We start from the raw sequence: 19,601 nt of genomic DNA on the forward strand, positions 1-19,601 counted from the left end.
TCGGTCAATCAAGTCGCAAAAAAGCCCCGGCCATGGCCGGGGCTTTTCATTGGATACTGGTCTCAGAAGTGCCGGAAGCGGCATGTGAAATGGCAGTCCCGGTCGGCGGCCGGAAATGCAGCGAATACAGAATCCGGTCCAGCACGGCCTGGCCATTCCAGGCTGGATCGTTATTGACCATCCCTACGACGGCCCAGGTGGTGTTGTTCGAATCGCGGGTAAATCCGGCGATGGACCTTACGTTTTCCAGATAACCCGTCTTTATGCGCCCTTCGCCATCCATACCGGTATTACGGAGCCGGCGTGCCATGGTCCCATCCATGGCGATAATGGGCATGGAGGCCATCAGGTCAGCCGAATAGGGGCTGTTCCAGGCGTGTTGCAGAATCTGTGCGCCCTGGCGGGCGGTAATGCGGCCGTGGCGGGTCAGGCCGGCGCCATTATCGATCACCATGCCCGCCGTGTTGATGCCTTTATCTTCCAGCCAGTCGTAGACCACACGAATACCGGCCACCCGGTCATCATTTTCCTCTTCGAGGCGATTTTCGGCGCCAAGGGTAAGCAGCAACTGGCGAGCCATGACGTTGCTGCTCCACTTGTTGATGTCCCTGACCATGGTCACCAGGTCAGGAGAGGTGGTTTTCATCACCAGCCGAGCGTCTTCCGGGGTAATGCCATTGAGGTTGCCTCCCGAGACAACGACCCCCAGGTCACCCAACAATGACCGGATCAATGAGGCACTGTACTGTTCGTGGGGCAAGAGCGACAGGTAGGTGGTGGTTCTGCAGCCCTGAGGAAGTTCGCCGGTTACCCGGACTGTCACCCGATGGTCTTCATGAATCATGGGCTCCCATTCGAAGCTTCTTCTCGACGGACAGGGGCCCTCTGAGGTAGCAACCACGCGGTTGTCGATAACGACCTCGCCCAGGGAAGGCGTACTCCAGGCCTGGGTTCCGCGCTCGTCGGCGCGCACCTGGAAATGCATCAGATTCAGGTTTGTCAGGTAGGCCGAAGGTTCTACGAGAAAGGGGGCATGAGGATTGTCACCATTGTCTTCGAAGGCCGGAAAGCCACCGTCTACTTGAAAGTAGGTGCCGTCCAGAACCAGGTCGCCCTCAATCCTTGTAATTCCCATACTCCGCAGCTCGCTCAATGTTGTCCAGAGCCGCTCGATAGTGAGCTTGGGATCGCCGCCAAAACGGACATAGAGATTGCCCTTGAGGGTGTCGCCGGCCATGACGCCGTCTGTCAGAAAGTCAGTATCCCAGTGGTGATTGGGACCGAGGATTTCCAGTGCCGCAAAGGTTGTGACCAGTTTCATGATCGAGCCCGGGCTCATCAGGGCATCGGCATTGATAAACTGATCGATACCGGGGCCGTTCAGCGGAATGGCGGCCATGCTCATGGCATTTTCATTGTGAAGGGATTGAATTGCGTAATTTTTGAGCTGATTGGTCCAAAGGCGATTGCCGGAAAAACCGGAATCGTCGTTTTCCCCCAATGCAGCAATGGGAGTAGCAGTCACGGTACAGGCCACAAGGGATGCCAGCACAGAGCGTCTGATTCCAGGATACATTTTTTCCCTACTTCCAGAGCGTCGCATACCCGGGATTACCATGATCACCATCCAGTGAGTTCTTATAGGATAACCATAGCCCATCTCGCCCGGTTGTACTATGCAGAAAAGCTCTACATGACGTTAAAAATTGGCAGTAGTGTCGTTGTTTGTATTGAATTTTTGTGACTCGATGTAAGCCCCTTGTGAATCATGGGGTTAGGTGAATAAAAATTAACCTGCTGGTTGTCAATGACCTTGTGAACCGTTTTATGGGCGCTTTTCTCGGCATTTCGGTCATGGAATCCCGGGCTTGAAGGGTGTTTCCTTGCACGTGTGTAACCAAATGTTCCGATAACAACAACGGGAGGCGGACATGATCGGTATTCCACTGGGTCTGTTAACAGCCAATGCCGTGGAATGGGTATTCCACAAACACGTTCTCCATGACATGGGGAGGGACCGCGCGAGCTTCTGGTCGTTCCACTGGCATGATCACCATCGTAATGTGCGCCGGAATGGCTTCCTGGATGAAGATTACCGCCATCCTCCGCTTACCTGGAATGCCCAGACCAAAGAGGTGGTTGCCCTTGTGGCAGGAGCGGCAGCAGTGACTCCGCTGCTTCCGGTAGCGCCATTTTTTGTTGGCACGCTCTACTACAGTGCCTGGAATTACTACCGCGTACACAAGCGTTCACATCTGGATCCGGACTGGGCTCGGCAGAACCTGCCCTGGCACTACGATCATCATATGGGGCCGAACCCCAATGCCAACTGGTGCGTGACCAAACCCTGGTTTGATCACCTCATGGGAACCCGTGAGCCAATGGAAAATCGTCAGATTGCGTGATAATGGTGCGGTCTCCAACAGAAGGTTTGTCTATGTCCAATATGCTGTCTCACAACGTTCATCTGCTGGGTTCTGTCGCTACCTCGTCGCTGACTGCCTGGCGCGGATGCCTGGTGGTCAAAAAGGTTCCTCAGCCGGAAAAGCCGATCATTCTTTACGACATGGAGGGCTGCCCCTACTGTCGCCGTGTCCGGGAAGCCTTGACAGCCCTGAACCTTGATGTGGACATCCGGCCCTGCCCGAAAGGCGGTTCGGTGTTCCGGGCCCAGGCTGAGGCGCTGGGAGGCAGGCAACAGTTTCCGTTGCTGGCGGACCAGAACACCGGCACCGTGATGTATGAGTCGGAAGAGATCATTGAGTACCTGTTTCGGCAGTATGCCGGGATGTCGGTGCCGAAATATTATCGTGGGCGGGTCTGGCAGCCGGTTCTGGGCTCGGTAGCTTCTGTGACCAGCGCCATGCGGGGGCTGCGGGTCAGCCCGGGCAAGCGTCCTGAGCAGCCATTGCATCTCTGGAGTTTCGAGGGCAGCCCGTTTTCCCGTCTGGTGCGCGAGCGGTTGTGTGAGCTGGAAATTCCCTACACCCTGCACAACCTGGGTAAGGAGCACTGGACTGAAATCGGGCCGGCGAAGCAGCGCATTAAACCAGGGCCCTATACCCCGATTCCCGGTGGCAAGCGGGATGCGTTTTTCCAGGTGCACAAGCGGGTTCAGGTGCCTTATCTTGAAGACCCCAATACCGGGGAAGGGCTGTTCGAGTCTGCCCGTATTCTGAAATATCTCGACGCCCACTACGGGAACTGACCTGAGCCGAAGACTGTCAGCTCTCGAGCGGTCGCATGGGCGGGTCATCCCTTTGCCAGACACGCCGTAAATACTTCCATGTAGGCTCGGTCGGGCCATCCCTGGCCCTCCACGGTCTGTCAAAGGGATGACCCGCCCACGCTTTGGTACCCTGTGCTATTCGCACGAAAATTCGTCGCGGTGGGAGTGGAGACATGGCTGACTGGTTTAGTAGACGACAGTTTCTTGTCAATGCAGGGCTTGCCGGGCTCGCGTTGAAATCTCCGGTGTTGTTTGCAAACACGTCGGGAACACCCTCTTTATCCCCTATCATGCGCCGGATCCCTGGAGCGACCGAATCCATCCCTGCAATCGGCATGGGCACCTGGATCACCTTCAACGTTGGTGGAGACGAACAACTCATCGCGCAGCGCACTGAGGTTCTGAAAACCTTCTTCGATCTGGGCGGCACGGTGGTTGATGGCTCGCCGATGTATGGCAGCGCCGCGGATGTTATGGGTAAGGCGCTCAACTCTCTGGACGCCCACGACCGGATTTTTGCAGCCACCAAGATCTGGACCGGCGACGAATCAGAAACCCGGCAGGAGGCGGCACGTTCGGGCAGGCGCTGGGGTGTTGATCAGTTCGATCTGTTGCAGGTGCACAATCTGCTGGGCTGGCAAGGGCATCTTGAAACCCTGAAGGAAATGAAGGCCAACGGTGAGGTTCGGTATATCGGCATCACCACTTCCCATGGTCGACGACACCGGGAGTTTGCGCAGATCATGGAACGCGAATCACTGGATTTCGTGCAGCTCACCTATAACGTCCTGGACCGGGAGGTTGAGGACCGGTTGCTGCCACTGGCAGAGGAGCGCGGAATCGGGGTGATCGTGAATCGGCCGTTCCAGGGTGGTTCCCTGTTTCGTCGGTTTCAGTCGGAGCCTCTGCCGGATTGGGCGGGGGAGGCTGGTGTCGAGAATTGGGCGGAGTTTTTCCTCAAGTACATCATTTCCCATCCGGTTGTGACCTGCGCCATTCCGGCAACGAGCAAGGTCGAGCATATGAAGGAGAACATGGGCGCACTCTATGGGGCGCTTCCGAATGCCGATCAGCGCCAGCGGATGGCGGATTACGTGAGGTCTTTGTGAGTGGTGCAGACTGGCTGAGCTATTCGCTGCAGGATTTCGTGATGTTCGGGCCGCAGGTTTTTCTGCGGCTGTTTGTTCGGATCAATCAGGAGCTCTGGCCCTGGCAGTTGCTGGCGGTGGTCCTTGCCATCGGGTTACCGGCGCTGTTTCTGAAGCGCGATCTGCGGTCCCGGCGACTGGCCGTCGGGTTGATAGCGGTTGCCTGGGCTGGCAGTGGTTACGGCTTTCTTGTAGGTTTCTTTGGCCCAATTAACTGGCCGGCGGTGTGGTTTGGTTGGGCTTTTGTCGGTCAGGGAGCACTGCTTGCAACTGCAGCGCTTTTCGGTGGTGTTCATGGGAAAACACTGCCGGTGAAGCCGTTTGCCGTGCTTTGGCTGATGGTGGTGTGCGGCTTGCCCTGGTTGAGCGTTGTGGAGTCTGGGCAGTGGCAGGCCGTCGCGCTGTTTGGCATCGCACCGGGCATCACTGCAGCAGCAGGTGCCCTGGTCTTTGCACTGATAACCGCGCCCTGGCGTTGGCTTTACCTGCCGCTGCTGGTGCTGTGGGGGCTGTTCAGCGCAGCCCTCTTCTGGGTGCTCCAAACCTGGTGGTTACTTGTCACCCCTGGCGCTACGCTGTTGCTGGTTGGTGCCGGATTCTGGCTCAGTCCCAGGCGGGAGCAAAACCAGGATTAGCGATCCGCTCATTGCGGTCCAGTTCATCAATAGCGCGGATCTCCTCCTCGCTCAACTGAACCTCCAGCGCCTCCAGATTGGCCTTCTGGTGCGCAGGGCGTGTAGAGGAAGGGATGGGCACAACGCCTCTGGCCGCCACCCAGGCGATTGCCACCTGGGCCGGGGACAGGTTTCGCTCACTGGCAATTCTCTGCAGTGTTTCGTCCTCCATAACCTTGCCGACGGCCAGCGGCATGTAGCCGGTTACGGTTATGCCCAGCTTCTGCGCGTGCTCTACCACCTTGCGGTTGGCCAAAAACGGATGCACTTCCACCTGGTTGGTAAAGATGGGGGTATCGCCAAGAATTTCTTTCGCCTCATCCATCTGGGCGCAGGTGAAGTTGGAAATGCCGATGTGTTCGGCCAGCCCTTCGCGTTGGGCATCCCTGAGAGCGCCAAGATATTCTGTCATGGGCACTTCATCGCCGGGGGATGGCCAGTGAATCAACGCCAGGTCCACATGGTCGGTTTTCAGCCGGGCAAGACTGTCGTGCAGGCTGTTGATCAAGTCGCTGGCGTGCAGCTGGTCATGCCAGATCTTGGTGGTCAGAAAGATCTCCCGGCGTGGAATGCCGCTGGAGGTAATGCCATCGCCAACTTCCGCTTCGTTGCCGTACATCTGGGCGGTATCAATGTGGCGGTAGCCCAGGGACAGGGCACTCTTGACCGCATCACGGGCGTCATTGCCCTTGAGTCGGAAGGTTCCCATGCCGATTTTCGGAAGTGCGCTGAATGACATACTGTCCTCCTTAGCGAATCGTGTGTCTCTAAAGTGGTGCCGGTCCACTGGTTCTTCAAGTGGCCCCCGGTTATCATCGCCCCTGAACGACCCTGTCAACTCAAGAAGTGAGGCCCGGACCATGTACACCGGTCGTTGCCTGTGTGGCGATATCAGTTTCGAATACGATGGCCCTCTGGGCCCGGTGGCCCTGTGCCACTGCAGCCAGTGCCGGCGTGCCCACGGCAGCGCGTTTTCAGCCAGCGCACCGGTGCAAAAAGTGCGGTTCCGGTGGGTATCCGGCGAAGACAGGGTTACCGAGTTCGAATCACGTCCCGGCAAGTACCGCGGTTTCTGCAGCCGTTGCGGCAGCCAGCTTTACAGCCGTGTTGATGCCATACCCGGGATTCTCCGACTGCGGATCGGCTGCATCAATGAACCCCTGGACAAGGGCCCGTCCCAGCATGTGTTTGTTGGCTCAAAATCCGACTGGTTCGAGATTACCGACGAACTGCCCCAGTTCGAGAAAACCGAGCGAACCAACGACCCTCACTGATCTGGCACCATCCGGTACACCTTGCCCCGCGGTGAATCTGTCAGCAACCACAGGGCGCCGTCGGGACCCATGCGCACATCGCGGATGCGTTCGCCGAGATCGGTCAGCAAATCTTCCTCTTCGGTCACTTCACCATCGTGAATGCTCAGGCGAACCAGCTTGCGCATCTTGAGTGCCCCCACAAAAAGATCCCCTTGCCACTGCGGGAACCGGTTGCCGGTATAGAACGCCATGCCAGAGGGCGCAATGGATGGGTCCCAATAATGCAGTGGCTGGGCCATGCCTTCCTTCTCGGTTTTGTCAGTGATGGGCAGGCCGGAGTAGTCGATACCGTAGGTTATTGTCGGCCAGCCGTAATCTGTGCCGGCCCGGATGATGTTGATTTCATCGCCACCTCGGGGACCATGCTCATGACTCCAGATCTCGCCGGTTTCCGGGTGGATGGTCATGCCCTGGATATTGCGGTTGCCGGTTGTATAGAAGGTTTCGTTGACGCCGCTGGTGTCCAGGAACGGGTTGCCCGGCGCGGGGGCGCCGTCGGTTGTGATTCGGTGTACGCCTCCAGCGTCGTCGGCGTCGTTCTGGGCGCGATCCATATCTCCACGGTCGCCAACCGCCACGTAGAGGTTGCCGTCCTGGTCGAATTCCATGCGGCCTGCAAAGTGTCGGCCGCCGCTTGAGCGGGGCAGGGCTTCGAAAATCACTTCAACATCGGCAAGGCGTTTATCTTCCAGTCGGGCCCGTGCTACCCGGGTCGTCATGCCGTCGCTGTTTCGATGGGCGTAGCTCAGGAACAGCACCTGATTCTGTTCAAAGTCCGGGTGCAGAATAACGTCCAGAAGCCCGCCCTGTCCGGATACCACAAGCTCGGGTACACCGCGGATGGGTTCCTCCACCAACGCGCCGTCCCGGATCATGCGCAGCTGTCCTTCGCGTTCTGTTACCAGCATGGAACCATCCGGTATGAACGCCAGGCTCCAGGGGTGTTTCAGATCCTCTGCTACGGTCTCCAGTCGGAAATCTGCTTTATCGGAGGAGAAGTTCTGGCTTGCCATGCCGGAAAGGGCAATCAGCAATAAACCGCCTGTCAGGGCCAGGTGCTTGGTGATCGTCATTGAAACCTCCGTTCCTAGCAGTGCCATTTAGCTATTCAGAGTAGCAGTTGAAACAGGCTTCGCCGAGGAGATGCCTCCGGCTATCAGAATATAGGGTGACCAATAAATTACGGATCAACTCCCGTTATTTACAAACGATAATAATTCGCATTAAAGTTGTGAGTGTTAACTCACTTCAAACGGGAGAAAGGGAATGGCACCCGAACAGGAAATGATTGAAGGTCTTAAACTGGCAGCAGGCGCCGGTGTCTTTATCGGCCTGGTTGCCATTGGCCTGGCGTTGTCGTCCGCCGTTGGGGCCTGAGTGCGGCGAGTCGTTCCTTGCGATGCACACCACAGGTGCCGCAGTAACCGCCTTCCGGCAAGAGGTATTTCAGGCAGCACCCCTTGCGTTGTGGGATGGCCGTGGGCTGCCCTCCGAACACCGCCGGAATCCAGTCGATGAACTGGTTTGCATCGTTCTGAAACTGCTCCAGCCAGCCTTGCGCCAACTGGCAGAGCGCGTCTGGTTCGGCCAGATTCCAGACGGCTGAAAATGGCGCCCCCAATCCCAGACCGATACTGCTCCAGTAAGCGCCGGGGCTGACTCCCAACTGGTGCCGGAACACCGGATACCACTCCGCTGTGATTCCTCCTACCGACGTAACAAAGGTCTTCTCATCAACTTGCGTCGCCTCAGGCGCCTGGAACCATCGTGATGCTGTTTGCCCCAGTTCTTCCGCCGGGGCAAGAAAGATCTGGCTGGCGTTGGGCAAAGGGGCGTGGCCGTCGCGGAACAGCTGCAGAGTGAGCGGAGCGATCACGCTGAGGGCGAGGTCCTGCTGCAGCACGGAGAGGAGGGCGCGCACCGCTCTGGGGCCGGAGGTGTTGGGATGGTCGATGCCAACCTGTCGGAGCAGCAAGGATGGCTGCTCCAGGCACTGGGCCAGGGAGATCAGTCCGCGTGGGTGCCCTGCTGAAGGTTGCAGGGCCTGATTGAGAACCAATTGCCGGTCCAGACCCGAAAGGCCCAGGAGGCGGCTGTACGCTCGGGCCCATGGGCCCTCGCCGGGCTTGCAATCAGGCTCTGCCATGGCGACTTAACCCCCAGAGGAAGTACAGGCCACCGACCAGGGCGGCCAGAAGCCCCGCCGGAAGCTGGTTGGGGTAAACAACAATTCTGGACAGGTAGTCGGCGACTCCGAGCAGCAAGCCACCGGCAAGGGCAGCGACAATGAGCTGCCGCCCTACCGTCTGCTGACCCAGAACACGGGCCAGGTGGGGGGCGATAAGGCCAACAAAACTCAGCGGGCCGATCACAACCGTCGCAGAGGCGGTCAGCAGCGCCGCCAACAGAAGTAACAGCAGGCGGACTTTCGCCACCGGTAAGCCCAGTGAGCTGGCCGAGGTTTCACCCAATGGAAGAAGGCTCAGGGGCCGGATAATCACCAATAAACCGACCGAAATCAGCACAATCAGCACCAGCAACCCCAAAGCCTCGGTTTCCGAGACCAGCCAGGTGGACCCGTACATCCAGTTGAGCAGCTGCGAAGCGACCGTGCCACCGGAAGCCATGACCAGGCGAAGGCCTGCATCCATGAAGACGTAGAGTGCGAGTCCACCAAGAAGAAGCTGGTTCCCGGCAAACCGGTGTTTGCGGGCGAGCATAATCAGCAAACCCAACGCCGCTGCAGCGCCCAGGGTGGCCGCGCCCAGCTGCCCGACCCGGCCAATGTCGGCGCCGAACAGAACAATCAGGACCATGACCACCGCTGCGCCCCCGCTGATCCCGAGCATTTCAGGGCTGGCCATAGGGTTGCCGGTCATTCGCTGGATCAGCGTTCCCGAAAGACCCAGGGCCATGCCAGCAAGAATGGCAGCCAGTAATCTTGGGCCGCGCCAGACCCAGGCGTCGTTCCATTGGTCCAGCGGCGTCCAACGCCATTCGTTCAGTCCGGGAGACCAACCCATGGAGACGCCGATGGTGATCAGAAGGAGCGTTGCGATAGCGCCTCCAATCACAAAAGTGGAGCGTCGTCTGGGCAGGAAACCGGCGGGATTGTCATCCTGCCCGGGCATATGATGGGTATTTTTCAGGCCCTGCAGAGCCAGCAGAATAATAGGTCCACCGATCAGGGCGGTGGTCGTGCCGGTGGGCACCAGAGACCCGTCGCCCCAGGTGGATGCCCAGTGGGCGAGGGTGTCCGCCAGTAACAGCAGACCCGCGCCCAGGAGACTGCTCCAGATCAGGCGCTCAGCCAGGGTACGGGCGCCCAGCAGTCTTGCCAGCACCGGTGCCGCAAGACCGATGAAGGCCACGACACCGACCCGGCTCACCACGGTGGCGCTCATCAAAACCACCAGCAACAGAGCCAGCACGCGAATCAGACCGACTTTGGCACCGAGGGACCGGGCGGACGTCTGCCCAAGTTGCATGACCTGCAGAGGGCGCATCAACAGCACCATGCATACCCCCAGCACCAGCACCCGGGGCCAGAGCTCCATGAAAGGTTGCCAGTTATTCTGGACCAGAGAGCCCGCGCCCCAGATAAACAGGTTTCCCAACCATTCCCCCTTGAGCAACAGGAACGCCATGTTCACGGCACCCAGGAAAAAGGTGACGACAAGTCCTGCGAGAATCACAGTGACCGGGGAAAAGCCCAGACGCCAGGTCAGCGCGATCACGAGCCCGATTGCCAGCAGGCCGCCGGATACCGCTACCAGGTCCGGGCTGAAGGCCAGCAGGGCGGGAAAGAACATGGTCGCAAGGGTTACCCCGAACTGGCCCCCGGCCTCCACGCCCAGGGTCGTGGGTGAGGCAAGGGGGTTGCCGAGGATCTGTTGGGTTACTGCTCCGGCGAGACCCAGGCCGCAGCCAATGAGGATGGCAATGGCAACACGGGGTGCCCAGCTGTAGTGGGCAAGTACCGACGCGTAATCGCTGGCCTCGAACGTCCAGAAGGCGGTAACCAGGGCACCGGTTTCGAGCTGACCGAACCAGGGCGCGGCGCTCGCGAGAAACGCGCCACACCAGATCAGCGCTGCAGCCACTGGTAGTCTTGCTGGCAGGGATGGTTGAGCGGCCGGGCTGTTTGCGGATTCAGCGTACATTGTCTGAGCCTCCGTCCAGCAGACCATCGGCAAGTAATGTCGCCAGTCGCTTGACCGGGAAGACCCCGCCGAACGGCCAGACCGGATCAATCTGGTAAACCTGCTCGCGCTGAACTGGTGGCAGATAGGTCCAGAAAGGGCTGTTGGCGAGGGTGTCCGACAGCCCCGGCAAAGTCGGAGAAATCACGACAATCCGGCTTTCCTGATACGGAGCGAGTGCTTCAAGCCCGACGACCGAAAAGCCCCAGTAGTTCCCGGAATAGGGCCACGCATTTTCAAGGCCAAGGGCGTCGAGGGCACTCTGGAAGAGACCATTAGGTGCATAGACACGAACGTGGCGGTCGTCCAGAAAGTTCACCAGCGCCACCGGTCGGTCCGTAAGGCCGGCGTTTTCCAGACGACGACGCTGTTTCTGGAGGGTCTGGTAAATATCATCGAGAACAGCTTCGGCGCGTTCCTCTCGATCCAGCATGTCTCCGAGCGTGGTCAACATGTCGCGGGCCTTCCTGAACGGCCGTGAGCCCTGCTTGTAAACGCTGACAACGTACGTGGGCGCAATGCGCCCCAGCAGGTTGGCGGCAGGCGCCATCTCGGAGCTGGTGACGATCAGGTCCGGCTTGAGTTCGGCAATGGCTTCGAGGCTCGGCGCCACCCGAGTGCCGATATTGGCGACCCCCTCAGGAAGTTTCGGTTCTTTGACCCATGCGTTATAGCCGTCGCGATCAGCAACGCCGATTGGTGTAATCCCCAGCAACAAGAGCGCCTCGGTAGCTGCCCAGTTGAGAGCAATCACCCGTTCCGGCGTTTTATCGAGGGTGAGGGTCCCCTGTTCATGTTGCCAGCTTGCCGCGCTGGCAAAGACAGGCAGCAGGCTCAGCAGCATTGCCACGACGTGTCGCCAAATGCATTCAAACCTAGTGAACATACGATACCCACTGTCCGGGAGCCCGCTCCATTACGCCCATGGGCACGCCATAAATGGATTCCAGGATGCCGGAGTCCATGATGTCCCGGGGGCTGCCATCGGCGACGAGCTGACCGGATTTAAGGGCGACCAGACGGTCGCAAAATCTTGCCGCCAGATCCACATCGTGCAGCACCACCACAACCGTCAGGTCTCGCTGCTCTGCGAGACGATGGACGAGGCGAAGGGTTTCGACCTGGTGTTTTACATCGAGGGCCGATATGGGCTCATCCAGCAGCAGGCATCGGGTCTGTTGGGCCAGCAGCATGGCGATCCAGGCACGTTGGCGTTCACCACCCGAGAGCGTGTCGACGGAACGATTCCGGAGCAGGCTGAGACCAGTGTCTTCAATAGCCTGGTCAATCAACCGATGGTCTTCGTCGTCATAACGGCCCAGCGGCCCGCGCCAGGGATAGCGACCCAGGGCAACCAGCTCGCGAACGGTCAAACCGTCGGTTCCCGGCGGATGCTGGGGCAGGTAGCCCACATTGCGGGCAAACTCCCGTGCACCTGTGCTCTGGAAGGATTTGCCCAGAAGCTGTACTTCGCCAGAAGACGGTGCAAGCTGCCGGGCAAGCACCTTGAGCAGGGTGGACTTGCCGGAGCCGTTATGCCCGAGCAGGGCCGTCACTTCACCTTCAACGAAACCGAGGTTCAGGTTCTGAAGTATGGTGGTGTCGCCGATGCGGACATCGAGACTGGAAACGTCAAAAAAAACAGGCATGCAGGCTCCCGGAAGACTGAGGGCCTGCAGGATAATTTAAATGCGAATCACTATCAATATATATTGCGTTAAACGGCGGCCTGTATCTGCCCGGTCTGCACCCGCCACTGGTTGGCGTAGGCGCCGTCCTGGTCGAGCAGCTCCCGGTGTGTTCCCTGTTCCAGCACCTTGCCGCCTTCGATTACCGCAATGGAGTCGGCATCAACGATCGTGGAGAGTCGATGGGCAATCATAATGACGGTCCGGTTGTGGCCAATACGCTTCAGTGACCGCTGGATGGCGGCTTCCGTTTCGTTGTCCACGGCACTGGTGGCCTCATCGAGGACCAGAATGGGCGGGTCTTTCAGTAGCGCCCGCGCGAGGGACAGTCGTTGGCGCTGTCCTCCCGACAGTCGAACGCCCCGTTCGCCGACCGGTGTATCCAGCCCCTCCGGCAGGGCGTCGATGAAGGACCAGGCTTCTGCGGTTTTGGCTGCCTCGGTTATCTCGGCGTCGCTGGCAGCCGGGTTGCCGTAGGCGAGGTTTTCCCGGATGGTGCCCTCGAACAGATAGACATCCTGGCTCACCAGCCCGATCGCGCCGCGCAGAGATTGCAGGCTGAGATCTCGAATAGGCTGGCCATCGATTCGGATTTCGCCGTTGCTCGGGTCGTAGAACCGGAGCAGTAACTTGATCAGGGTCGATTTTCCGGAACCGGTCGCGCCGACCAGCGCGAGTGTGTTACCCGCTGGCACGGTCAGGCTGATATCGCGGATGCCCGCGCCGCTGGAAGGATAGTGAAAGCTTACTTTTTTCAGCTCGACATCGCCTTTCACCGGTTCCTGAAGATCCTTGCCTCCCTCGTCACGGACGTGCACCGGTTCGGCCAGGAGGTCCAGAATCCGACGGGTGCTGGCCATGGCACGTTCAAACAGGTCAATGACTTCGGCAAGCCCAGTCAGGGGCCAGAGCAGGCGTTGGGTCAGGAACACCAGCACACCGTAGGCCCCCACGTTCAGGCTGCCCTCGAGCGCCATCATGCCGCCGACCGTAAAGGTGGCCAGGAAGCCGGCCAGGATGGCCATCCGGATGACCGGGATAAAGGCGGAGCTGATTCGGATGGCCCGTCGATTGGCCTCCACGTAGGCCTCGCTGCTCTCTTTCAGACGCTTGGCCTCCCGCTGTTCCGCGGTAAAGCTCTTGATGGTGGCGATGCCGCCCAGGTTGTTGGCCAGCCGGCTGGACAGGTCGCCCACTTTTTCACGAACGTCGGCATACAGTGGCCCGGCTTTGCGCTGGAAGTAAAAGGCGCCCCAGATGATCAGGGGAATGGGCGTGAATGCCAGCAGCGCAATGAGCGGCGAGAGCACGAAGAATACAGCACCTACGGCGACGACGGTCACCAGCACCTGAATCATCGCGTTGGCTCCGCCATCAAGGAAGCGCTCGAGCTGGTTTACGTCGTCATTCATGGTGGCCACCAGCTGACCGGAGCTACGGGCTTCGAAGAAGCTCATATCCAGGCGCTGGGCGTGTTCGTAGGCATCCTGCCGCAAGTCCGACTGCAGGCGCTGGGCCAGGTTGCGCCAGAGGATCTGGAACAGATACTCAAACAGGGATTCACCGGCCCAGATAAAGAAGGTGAGTACGGCCAGTATGGTGATCTGTTCCTGAGCGGTTTCAAAACCCAGGCCAGCCACAAAGCTCTCTTCCTGGTTGACGACCACATCAATGGCAACGCCTATGAGGATTTCCGGGGCAATATCGAACAGTTTGTTGAAGATGGAACAGGTGGTGGCGGCGATGATCTGTCGGCGATATCCCCGGGCGTATCTGAGCAGGCGGGCGAGGGCAGAAAAACTGCTGGTGGTTTTGTGGCTGTGTGAGGACATACTCCGTTTCTCTCCCGTGAATCAGGCAGGCCCATGGTTAGCCTGCAAACAGTAAGGCGGGAAGGGTAGCGGATCTGTCTGGATTTTAAAATAGAATCATTATCAACTGCGGGCGTTTCTTTGCAGCCAGCGGTCAAGCTTGTCGGCGAACTCCTTACGGTCGGTCTGGCTGAATGGGGCGGGCCCTCCAGTCACCTGGCCGGCGTTACGCATTTCTTCCATGAAATTGCGCATGGCCAGGCGCTGGCGAATATTTTCTTTGGTGAAGGCCTGGCCACGGGGATTGAAGACGTCGGCGCCTTTTTCAATGGCTTCGGCGGCAAGGGGGATGTCCTGAGTGATCACCAGGTCGCCTTCGTGCATCTGGTCCATGATTTCGTTGTCGGCCACATCGAAGCCCTGGGGTACCTGTCGGCGCTTGATGTAAGGGCTTGGGGGCAGGGTGATGGCGTGGTTGGCGATGAAGGTGGTGTCTATTTGCCAGCGGGTGGCGGCGCGGCAGAGGATTTCCCGGATTGGGACGGGGCAGGCGTCGGCGTCGACCCAGATTGGCATGGTGGTTCCTTCTTTTGGCTTGGCTCTGCTGGGAGTTTACCTTTTGTTGTTGTGAGCTTGGTAGTTGGTATCCGCGTATTTAGGATTGTGGTTCTACGTCAGTGGTGGAGGCATCCGTGGTTTACCCGCGATTGCAGCAACCTTTAATGAGAGGTGTTGGAGATGATTATTCGAATTCTGCTTTCAGGTCTGTTAGCCCTCCTGTTTTTTCTACCAGCGTCGGCTGCCGATAACAACGAAGAAGCCTGGGACGCCCTGAGAGACGGACGGGCTGTGCTGATGCTGCGCCACGCGTTGGCGCCGGGGACCGGGGACCCGGGCAATTTTGATATTAATGATTGCAGCACGCAGCGAAATTTGAACGATACCGGCCGGGAGCAGGCCCGGGCGTGGAAGCCGTTTCTGGCGGAGCATGGTATTACCGAGGCGCGGGTGTTCAGCAGTCAGTGGTGTCGCTGTATGGATACCGCCACGGGGATGGATATGGGGGAGGTGACCGGGTGGCCGTCGCTGAATTCGTTTTTCCGGAATCGTGGTGACGGGCCGACTCAGACGCGGCAGACGATTTCTCTGGTGAATCAGTTGGAGGAAGGAGCGCCGGTGATCATGGTATCGCACCAGGTGAATGTTACGGCTCTGACCGATATTTTCCCATCGTCCAATGAGGGCGTGATCATTGCCTTGCCCCTGTCCGAGACGCCAACGGTTCTGGCGAGGGTGTCGCCCGGTCGTTGATGGTATAATCCTGCACCCATTCAATTAACAGGAAATGATAATGTCGCAGCTTCCCCCATGCCCCCAGTGCAGTTCTGAATACACCTATGAGGACGGTGTTCAACTGGTATGTCCCGAGTGCGGGCATGAGTGGTCGGAGGCGGAGGCAGCGGCGGCTGACGCCGCGAAGGTGATTCGCGACGCCAACGGCAATGAGCTTCAGGATGGCGATTCGGTGACTGTTATCAAGGATCTGAAGGTCAAGGGCTCCAGTTCCGTGGTTAAAGTTGGCACCAAGGTGAAGAGTATCCGCCTGGTTGAAGGCGATCACGATATCGACTGCAAGATCGACGGTATTGGCGCCATGAAACTTAAATCGGAATTCGTCAAGAAAGCCTGACTTTTACCCGGTTGTAGCACTCTGAATCTGTTGCTCGAGTTCCCTGGCAAGGCCCGGGTCGAGTTGCAGGGCGCTGGCCAGTTGGTCCAGCCAGGCCCGTTCCATGGGGTTCTGGTCATCAATCATGACTGCGCTGACGATGTAGATTTCCCGGCTTGCCTGTGGCGAGTCGGCATTGCGGGCCAGGGCAGATGCATCCAGCGGGGCGTCGAACTGCTGTTGGATCCAGGCGTGGAGTTCATCATCCGGACCCAGTTTTTCGATTTCCTGGGTGAGAAGGGCGCGCTCGTTGGCGTCGATGTGGCCGTCAGCACGGGCCGCCATGATCATGGCCTGGAGTATTTCCAGTCCCCGTTGTTCCTGCGCCTGCCCTTGGAGTTGCTCCAATGGTTGGCCCTGTTGCGCTGTTGCCGGCTGGGCCGGAGTCTGACTGTTGCTCTGGTAGTTCTGATATGCCTTCCACGCCAACACGCCCACGCCGGCAAGGGCGCCGTATTTCAGGGCCTTGCCGCCCATCTTCCGTCCACGCTTTGACCCCAGCATCATACCCAGGGCGCCGCCGCCCAGCAGGCTCTTCACGTCGATACCTGAACCGGAACCCTGGCCGCCTTTGAATTGGCTGCCAAGGCTGTTCACCATTTTGTTGACGTCCATGCCCCCACCCTGGGCCTGACTTCCCTGGGCCTGTTTCATGACCTGGTTCAGTACAGACATCACGTTCATAGACACACTCCTGTCATATCGATTGCCGTTCGGCTTTTCAGACTATACCACCGGGTGTTTTCGCTATTGGTGGGCCTGGAATTACTCTGTTGTCATGAATCGACGCATTAAGTTCCTTGGAAAATGACCAGGGTTAAATTAAGGGGGAAATAGTAATGCGGTTTGTAGCCTCTCCCGTATACTGATCCAAAGTTGTCTTTAAACCTCCTGAATTCCTGGAACTGCTTTTGGCGATTCTCAAACGCAACCTGTGGACACTCTTTGCTCTTATCATCCTGGGTGGCGTGGTACTTGTATGTAGCCTGCTGTTTTTTCGGTGGCAGGGGCTGATTTCGGACGAGAAGCTCTACCAGACTGCTCGTGTTGAGCTGGTTGCACAGTCCGTTGATAGCATTCTGCGAACTCAGGAGCTTGTTCTTGATGTTATCGGCCGCGAGTTGCTGAATCAGGACGATATGCTGTCCGCTAGCCGGCAGATTCCTTTCCTGGATAGCATCCTCGCAGCCAATCCGGTGCTCGTAGGCTTCGGGCTGGCGAGGCCTGATGGCACGCTGGTGCGTGTCAGCTCCAATCTCGATCTGTCGAGCCTTCCAAATCTCAGAACCGATCCCGAAACCCGTGAGAGTTTCCTGGAAGCTCTCTCTTCTGAAGCAATGGTCGTGGGGCGGACTTATTTCGTAGGTGCCCTGGGCGCCTGGGTAATACCAATCCGGAAAGCGATACGGTCCGGGACGGGTGACGTGATTGCCGTCATGACAGCGGGAATGCGGCTTGATGGCCGTGATTCGGTGTTTGGGAAGACCTTGCACGACGGCCCCTCTGACACGGTGATGCTATTCCGTGAGGCAGACGGCTATGTTCAGTTCATGTCGGCTGACGAGATTGGTCCGCAACAGTATTCTCGTATTCAGGTGCCGATCGATCAACGGGACAAAAACCGGGCAGCTTATGAGAAAGACCTCGGCCTCAGCATGGAGGAGGTCATGCAGGGGCGCGAATCAGTGGTTATCCGAACCAATCGTCGGGGGGAGGATTATCTGACTGCCGCTATTTTCAACAAGCGCTATCAGTTGTGGACGATCTCAGAGACCCGGTTTGCCCCGTTATACCGGGCGTTTCTCGAATCCCTGATGCAATACCTCCTCGTATTCCTGGTGGTCGGGATGGTTTTCTACAAGGGATTCCGGATCATCGATAATGCCGAGAAAAAGCGGCGTCAGGAACTTTCTTACCTTTCCAGGCACGATGATCTGACCGGACTGTTGAATCGCAATGGATTGCTGGGCCGGCTTGAAGACCTCTTACCAGACAGGAAGCCTTTTTGTCTGGTGGTCGTCAATATAGACAACTTCAAGGGCATCAATGATCGATTCGGGCTGGAAACCGGAGATCAAACCCTTCTGGAGTTCAGTCGGCGACTGGCCGAGCTTGTTGAGAGCAGGGATGATCTCGCCCGCCTCGGCGGCGATGAGTTCGCCATTGTGACTCCCAATACCAACCTTGAGGACGTTGAACAAGGCTGTGTAGCGCTGGCAGGCGACCTGTCCCGTACCTTCGATGTGGGTCGATTGAGGTTGCAGGTGACGGCGAGCATTGGCGTGGCCCGCTTCCCCGATCACGGTGATTCTCTCAGCAAAGTCATACGCAGTGCCCATCTTGCGCTTTACGAGGCAAAGCAAAGCCGCAACGACGTCTGCACATACCGGGCCGAGATGGAAATGGCCTACCTTCGCAGGCTGTCGGTCGAACAGCGCCTCAGATACGGCCTCGCATCCGGTTCCCTGTATATGGTGTACCAGCCTCAGGTGGATCGGGCCCAGGCAACGGTTGGTCTGGAAGCGCTCGTGCGGTGGCAGGACGAAGAACTCGGGTTCGTTTCGCCGGCGGAGTTTGTTGAGGTTGCCGAGAAAAGTGGTCTGATGGTTCCTCTGGGGCGGTTTGTTGTCGAGACCAGTATCCGGGAATTCAGTCTGCTTCGCGAAATCACTGGTCGATCCATAGATCTGGCTATCAATATCTCGGTTATCCAGTTTCGCCAGCCGGACTTTGTCGACACAGTGCTTGAGGCTCTGAAGGTGCATGATGTGTCGCCCGCTGAGCTGGTCCTGGAGATCACCGAAAGTCTGTTCATGAGCGATTTTGATAAGGTGTTGAAAACAATCGAACGATTGCGTGAACACGGTATTCGAATCTCGATGGATGATTTCGGCACCGGTTACTCCTCGTTGAGCCTTTTGCGCAAGCTGCCGCTTGACGAATTGAAAATCGACAAGAGCTTCGTTGACACCATTCTGGAAGACGAGAAAGCGGCGAATATGATTCGCAGTATCATCGCTATCGCACAGAGCCATAACATGGAACTGGTGGCAGAAGGTGTTGAAGAAGAAGCTCAGGCCCGGGCCCTGACAGAAATGGGCTGTCGACGCTTTCAGGGGTATTACTTCAGTCGGCCTCAAGCCCTGGACAGCCTTAAAGCAAATCCGGCTTTGACCGTCGCTGGCTGAACCCCTCTGCGACCATTCGTCGCATCGAAAAGCTTGGATCCCTGGGTCTGTCTTTCTATCCTTTACCCTTACATCATCGACAAGGAACACCGGACATGAAGTACTGCCTGAGCATATTTGTGCTGGCGCTGGCCCTGGTTGCCCCGACAGCTCTTGCCCATGATTACAGTCAGGGTTCGGTCACGGTTGATCACCCGTGGAGTCGGCCCACCCCGCCTGGTACACCCATGGGGGTGGGGTATATGAAAATTTCCAACAGTGGAAGCAGCGATATTACCCTGGTTGGTGCAGAAACGCCCAGAGCGGGTCATGTCTCTATTCATGAAACCAGCATGCACGACGGCGTCATGCGAATGCAGCCCGTCAAAGGTGGGTTAACCATTCCGGCAGGGGAAACTGTGGAGCTGAAACCACACAGCTTTCACCTGATGCTGGAAAAACTGAAAAGCCCGCTGCGCGAGGGTGAGAGCATTCCGCTGACCCTGAGCTTTGAGGGTATGGAAGAGATGCAGGTTGAGCTGAATGTTGCGCCGCTGGACGGGCAAACCATGATGAACGACCAGAAGGAGAATCATTCTGGTCATTCCATGGATCACAGCGGCCACTGAGCGTCGAC

The 19,601-nt window shown here is 58.1% G+C and carries 19 protein-coding genes; 9 read left to right on the forward strand and 10 right to left on the reverse strand.

Annotated features, from left to right (window positions below; genetic code table 11):
* Positions 1-46: 46 nt before the first annotated feature.
* Positions 47-1,576: a D-alanyl-D-alanine carboxypeptidase/D-alanyl-D-alanine-endopeptidase gene (dacB, locus tag ACESMK_RS11935; protein WP_372998719.1), complete on the reverse strand. Its 1,530-nt coding sequence runs from the start codon at positions 1,574-1,576 to the stop codon at positions 47-49.
* A gap of 355 nt (positions 1,577-1,931) precedes the next feature.
* On the opposite strand from dacB, the gene ACESMK_RS11940 reads away from it, so the two are divergent.
* The 4 genes from ACESMK_RS11940 to ACESMK_RS11955 all read left to right on the forward strand — a co-directional run bounded on the left by ACESMK_RS11940 (position 1,932) and on the right by ACESMK_RS11955 (position 5,012).
* Positions 1,932-2,405, forward strand: a complete 474-nt coding sequence (locus tag ACESMK_RS11940) for a sterol desaturase family protein (protein WP_372998722.1) — start codon at positions 1,932-1,934, stop codon at positions 2,403-2,405.
* Positions 2,406-2,437: 32 nt separating this feature from the next.
* On the forward strand, positions 2,438-3,208 hold the full coding sequence (locus tag ACESMK_RS11945) for a glutathione S-transferase N-terminal domain-containing protein (RefSeq protein WP_372998725.1): 771 nt from the start codon (positions 2,438-2,440) through the stop codon (positions 3,206-3,208).
* A 194-nt stretch (positions 3,209-3,402) separates the two neighbouring features.
* Entirely contained in the window at positions 3,403-4,338 is a 936-nt protein-coding gene (locus tag ACESMK_RS11950; RefSeq protein WP_372998728.1) for an aldo/keto reductase, read from the forward strand.
* Positions 4,335-5,012 (forward strand): DUF6064 family protein, encoded by a 678-nt coding sequence (locus tag ACESMK_RS11955; protein WP_372998732.1) that lies wholly within the window; start codon positions 4,335-4,337, stop codon positions 5,010-5,012. The genes ACESMK_RS11950 and ACESMK_RS11955 overlap by 4 nt, the downstream gene beginning before the upstream one ends.
* Here the strand turns inward: ACESMK_RS11955 and dkgB are convergent.
* On the reverse strand, positions 4,981-5,790 hold the full coding sequence (gene dkgB, locus ACESMK_RS11960) for a 2,5-didehydrogluconate reductase DkgB (RefSeq protein ID WP_372998735.1): 810 nt from the start codon (positions 5,788-5,790) through the stop codon (positions 4,981-4,983). The two genes, ACESMK_RS11955 and dkgB, sit on opposite strands and share 32 nt — an antisense overlap.
* Before the next feature lie 121 nt (positions 5,791-5,911).
* On the opposite strand from dkgB, the gene ACESMK_RS11965 reads away from it, so the two are divergent.
* Positions 5,912-6,325, forward strand: coding sequence for a GFA family protein (locus ACESMK_RS11965; RefSeq protein WP_372998738.1), 414 nt, complete (start codon positions 5,912-5,914; stop codon positions 6,323-6,325).
* Here ACESMK_RS11965 and ACESMK_RS11970 read toward each other — a convergent pair.
* From ACESMK_RS11970 to ACESMK_RS12000, 7 genes are all read right to left on the reverse strand, one after another.
* Complete coding sequence (locus ACESMK_RS11970) at positions 6,319-7,440, reverse strand: PQQ-dependent sugar dehydrogenase (protein WP_372998741.1); 1,122 nt, start codon at positions 7,438-7,440, stop codon at positions 6,319-6,321. The genes ACESMK_RS11965 and ACESMK_RS11970 overlap by 7 nt on opposite strands.
* A 251-nt stretch (positions 7,441-7,691) precedes the next feature.
* A complete protein-coding gene (locus ACESMK_RS11975) occupies positions 7,692-8,513 on the reverse strand; it encodes a (2Fe-2S)-binding protein (protein WP_372998744.1) in 822 nt (273 codons plus the stop codon).
* On the reverse strand, positions 8,500-10,530 hold the full coding sequence (fhuB, locus tag ACESMK_RS11980; protein WP_372998747.1) for a Fe(3+)-hydroxamate ABC transporter permease FhuB: 2,031 nt from the start codon (positions 10,528-10,530) through the stop codon (positions 8,500-8,502). The genes ACESMK_RS11975 and fhuB overlap by 14 nt, the downstream gene beginning before the upstream one ends.
* The gene (locus ACESMK_RS11985) at positions 10,520-11,413 is read right to left on the reverse strand and encodes an ABC transporter substrate-binding protein (RefSeq protein WP_372998957.1); all 894 of its coding nucleotides are present in this window, start codon (positions 11,411-11,413) and stop codon (positions 10,520-10,522) included. Before ACESMK_RS11985 ends, fhuB begins: the two co-directional genes overlap by 11 nt.
* 31 nt (positions 11,414-11,444) lie before the next feature.
* A complete protein-coding gene (locus tag ACESMK_RS11990) occupies positions 11,445-12,218 on the reverse strand; it encodes an ABC transporter ATP-binding protein (RefSeq protein ID WP_372998750.1) in 774 nt (257 codons plus the stop codon).
* 68 nt (positions 12,219-12,286) lie between these two features.
* Positions 12,287-14,089: an ABC transporter ATP-binding protein gene (locus tag ACESMK_RS11995; protein WP_372998753.1), complete on the reverse strand. Its 1,803-nt coding sequence runs from the start codon at positions 14,087-14,089 to the stop codon at positions 12,287-12,289.
* Between the two features lie 102 nt (positions 14,090-14,191).
* Positions 14,192-14,644 (reverse strand): YaiI/YqxD family protein, encoded by a 453-nt coding sequence (locus ACESMK_RS12000; protein WP_372998756.1) that lies wholly within the window; start codon positions 14,642-14,644, stop codon positions 14,192-14,194.
* Positions 14,645-14,806: 162 nt separating this feature from the next.
* Here ACESMK_RS12000 and ACESMK_RS12005 point away from each other — a divergent pair, with 162 nt between their 5' ends.
* Positions 14,807-15,379, forward strand: coding sequence for a histidine phosphatase family protein (locus ACESMK_RS12005; RefSeq protein WP_372998759.1), 573 nt, complete (start codon positions 14,807-14,809; stop codon positions 15,377-15,379).
* A 40-nt stretch (positions 15,380-15,419) separates the two neighbouring features.
* Positions 15,420-15,758 (forward strand): zinc ribbon domain-containing protein YjdM, encoded by a 339-nt coding sequence (locus ACESMK_RS12010; RefSeq protein ID WP_372998762.1) that lies wholly within the window; start codon positions 15,420-15,422, stop codon positions 15,756-15,758.
* A 3-nt stretch (positions 15,759-15,761) separates the two neighbouring features.
* Here the strand turns inward: ACESMK_RS12010 and ACESMK_RS12015 are convergent, their stop codons facing one another.
* Complete coding sequence (locus tag ACESMK_RS12015) at positions 15,762-16,481, reverse strand: tellurite resistance TerB family protein (protein WP_372998765.1); 720 nt, start codon at positions 16,479-16,481, stop codon at positions 15,762-15,764.
* Between the two features lie 227 nt (positions 16,482-16,708).
* Between ACESMK_RS12015 and ACESMK_RS12020 the strand changes: the two genes are divergently transcribed.
* Together ACESMK_RS12020 and ACESMK_RS12025 are read left to right on the forward strand one after the other, a co-directional pair.
* Positions 16,709-18,985 (forward strand): putative bifunctional diguanylate cyclase/phosphodiesterase, encoded by a 2,277-nt coding sequence (locus ACESMK_RS12020; RefSeq protein ID WP_372998768.1) that lies wholly within the window; start codon positions 16,709-16,711, stop codon positions 18,983-18,985.
* A 95-nt stretch (positions 18,986-19,080) separates the two neighbouring features.
* Positions 19,081-19,593 (forward strand): copper chaperone PCu(A)C, encoded by a 513-nt coding sequence (locus ACESMK_RS12025; protein ID WP_372998771.1) that lies wholly within the window; start codon positions 19,081-19,083, stop codon positions 19,591-19,593.
* The last annotated feature ends 8 nt before the right edge of the window (positions 19,594-19,601 follow it).

The sequence above is a fragment of the Marinobacter sp. genome, from assembly GCF_041687235.1.
Taxonomy (GTDB): domain Bacteria; phylum Pseudomonadota; class Gammaproteobacteria; order Pseudomonadales; family Oleiphilaceae; genus Marinobacter.

Excerpts from the sequence above, each read along its gene's own strand:
- dacB (WP_372998719.1), bottom strand. The coding sequence starts at position 1,576 with ATGTATCCTGGAATCAGACGCTCTGTGCTGGCATCCCTTGTGGCCTGT.
- ACESMK_RS11940 (WP_372998722.1), top strand. The coding sequence starts at position 1,932 with ATGATCGGTATTCCACTGGGTCTGTTAACAGCCAATGCCGTGGAATGG.
- ACESMK_RS11945 (WP_372998725.1), top strand. The coding sequence starts at position 2,438 with ATGTCCAATATGCTGTCTCACAACGTTCATCTGCTGGGTTCTGTCGCT.
- ACESMK_RS11950 (WP_372998728.1), top strand. The coding sequence starts at position 3,403 with ATGGCTGACTGGTTTAGTAGACGACAGTTTCTTGTCAATGCAGGGCTT.
- dkgB (WP_372998735.1), bottom strand. The coding sequence starts at position 5,790 with ATGTCATTCAGCGCACTTCCGAAAATCGGCATGGGAACCTTCCGACTC.
- ACESMK_RS11965 (WP_372998738.1), top strand. The coding sequence starts at position 5,912 with ATGTACACCGGTCGTTGCCTGTGTGGCGATATCAGTTTCGAATACGAT.
- ACESMK_RS11970 (WP_372998741.1), bottom strand. The coding sequence starts at position 7,440 with ATGACGATCACCAAGCACCTGGCCCTGACAGGCGGTTTATTGCTGATT.
- ACESMK_RS11975 (WP_372998744.1), bottom strand. The coding sequence starts at position 8,513 with ATGGCAGAGCCTGATTGCAAGCCCGGCGAGGGCCCATGGGCCCGAGCG.
- fhuB (WP_372998747.1), bottom strand. The coding sequence starts at position 10,530 with ATGTACGCTGAATCCGCAAACAGCCCGGCCGCTCAACCATCCCTGCCA.
- ACESMK_RS11985 (WP_372998957.1), bottom strand. The coding sequence starts at position 11,413 with ATGCTGCTGAGCCTGCTGCCTGTCTTTGCCAGCGCGGCAAGCTGGCAA.
- ACESMK_RS11990 (WP_372998750.1), bottom strand. The coding sequence starts at position 12,218 with ATGCCTGTTTTTTTTGACGTTTCCAGTCTCGATGTCCGCATCGGCGAC.
- ACESMK_RS11995 (WP_372998753.1), bottom strand. The coding sequence starts at position 14,089 with ATGTCCTCACACAGCCACAAAACCACCAGCAGTTTTTCTGCCCTCGCC.
- ACESMK_RS12000 (WP_372998756.1), bottom strand. The coding sequence starts at position 14,644 with ATGCCAATCTGGGTCGACGCCGACGCCTGCCCCGTCCCAATCCGGGAA.
- ACESMK_RS12005 (WP_372998759.1), top strand. The coding sequence starts at position 14,807 with ATGATTATTCGAATTCTGCTTTCAGGTCTGTTAGCCCTCCTGTTTTTT.
- ACESMK_RS12010 (WP_372998762.1), top strand. The coding sequence starts at position 15,420 with ATGTCGCAGCTTCCCCCATGCCCCCAGTGCAGTTCTGAATACACCTAT.
- ACESMK_RS12015 (WP_372998765.1), bottom strand. The coding sequence starts at position 16,481 with ATGAACGTGATGTCTGTACTGAACCAGGTCATGAAACAGGCCCAGGGA.
- ACESMK_RS12025 (WP_372998771.1), top strand. The coding sequence starts at position 19,081 with ATGAAGTACTGCCTGAGCATATTTGTGCTGGCGCTGGCCCTGGTTGCC.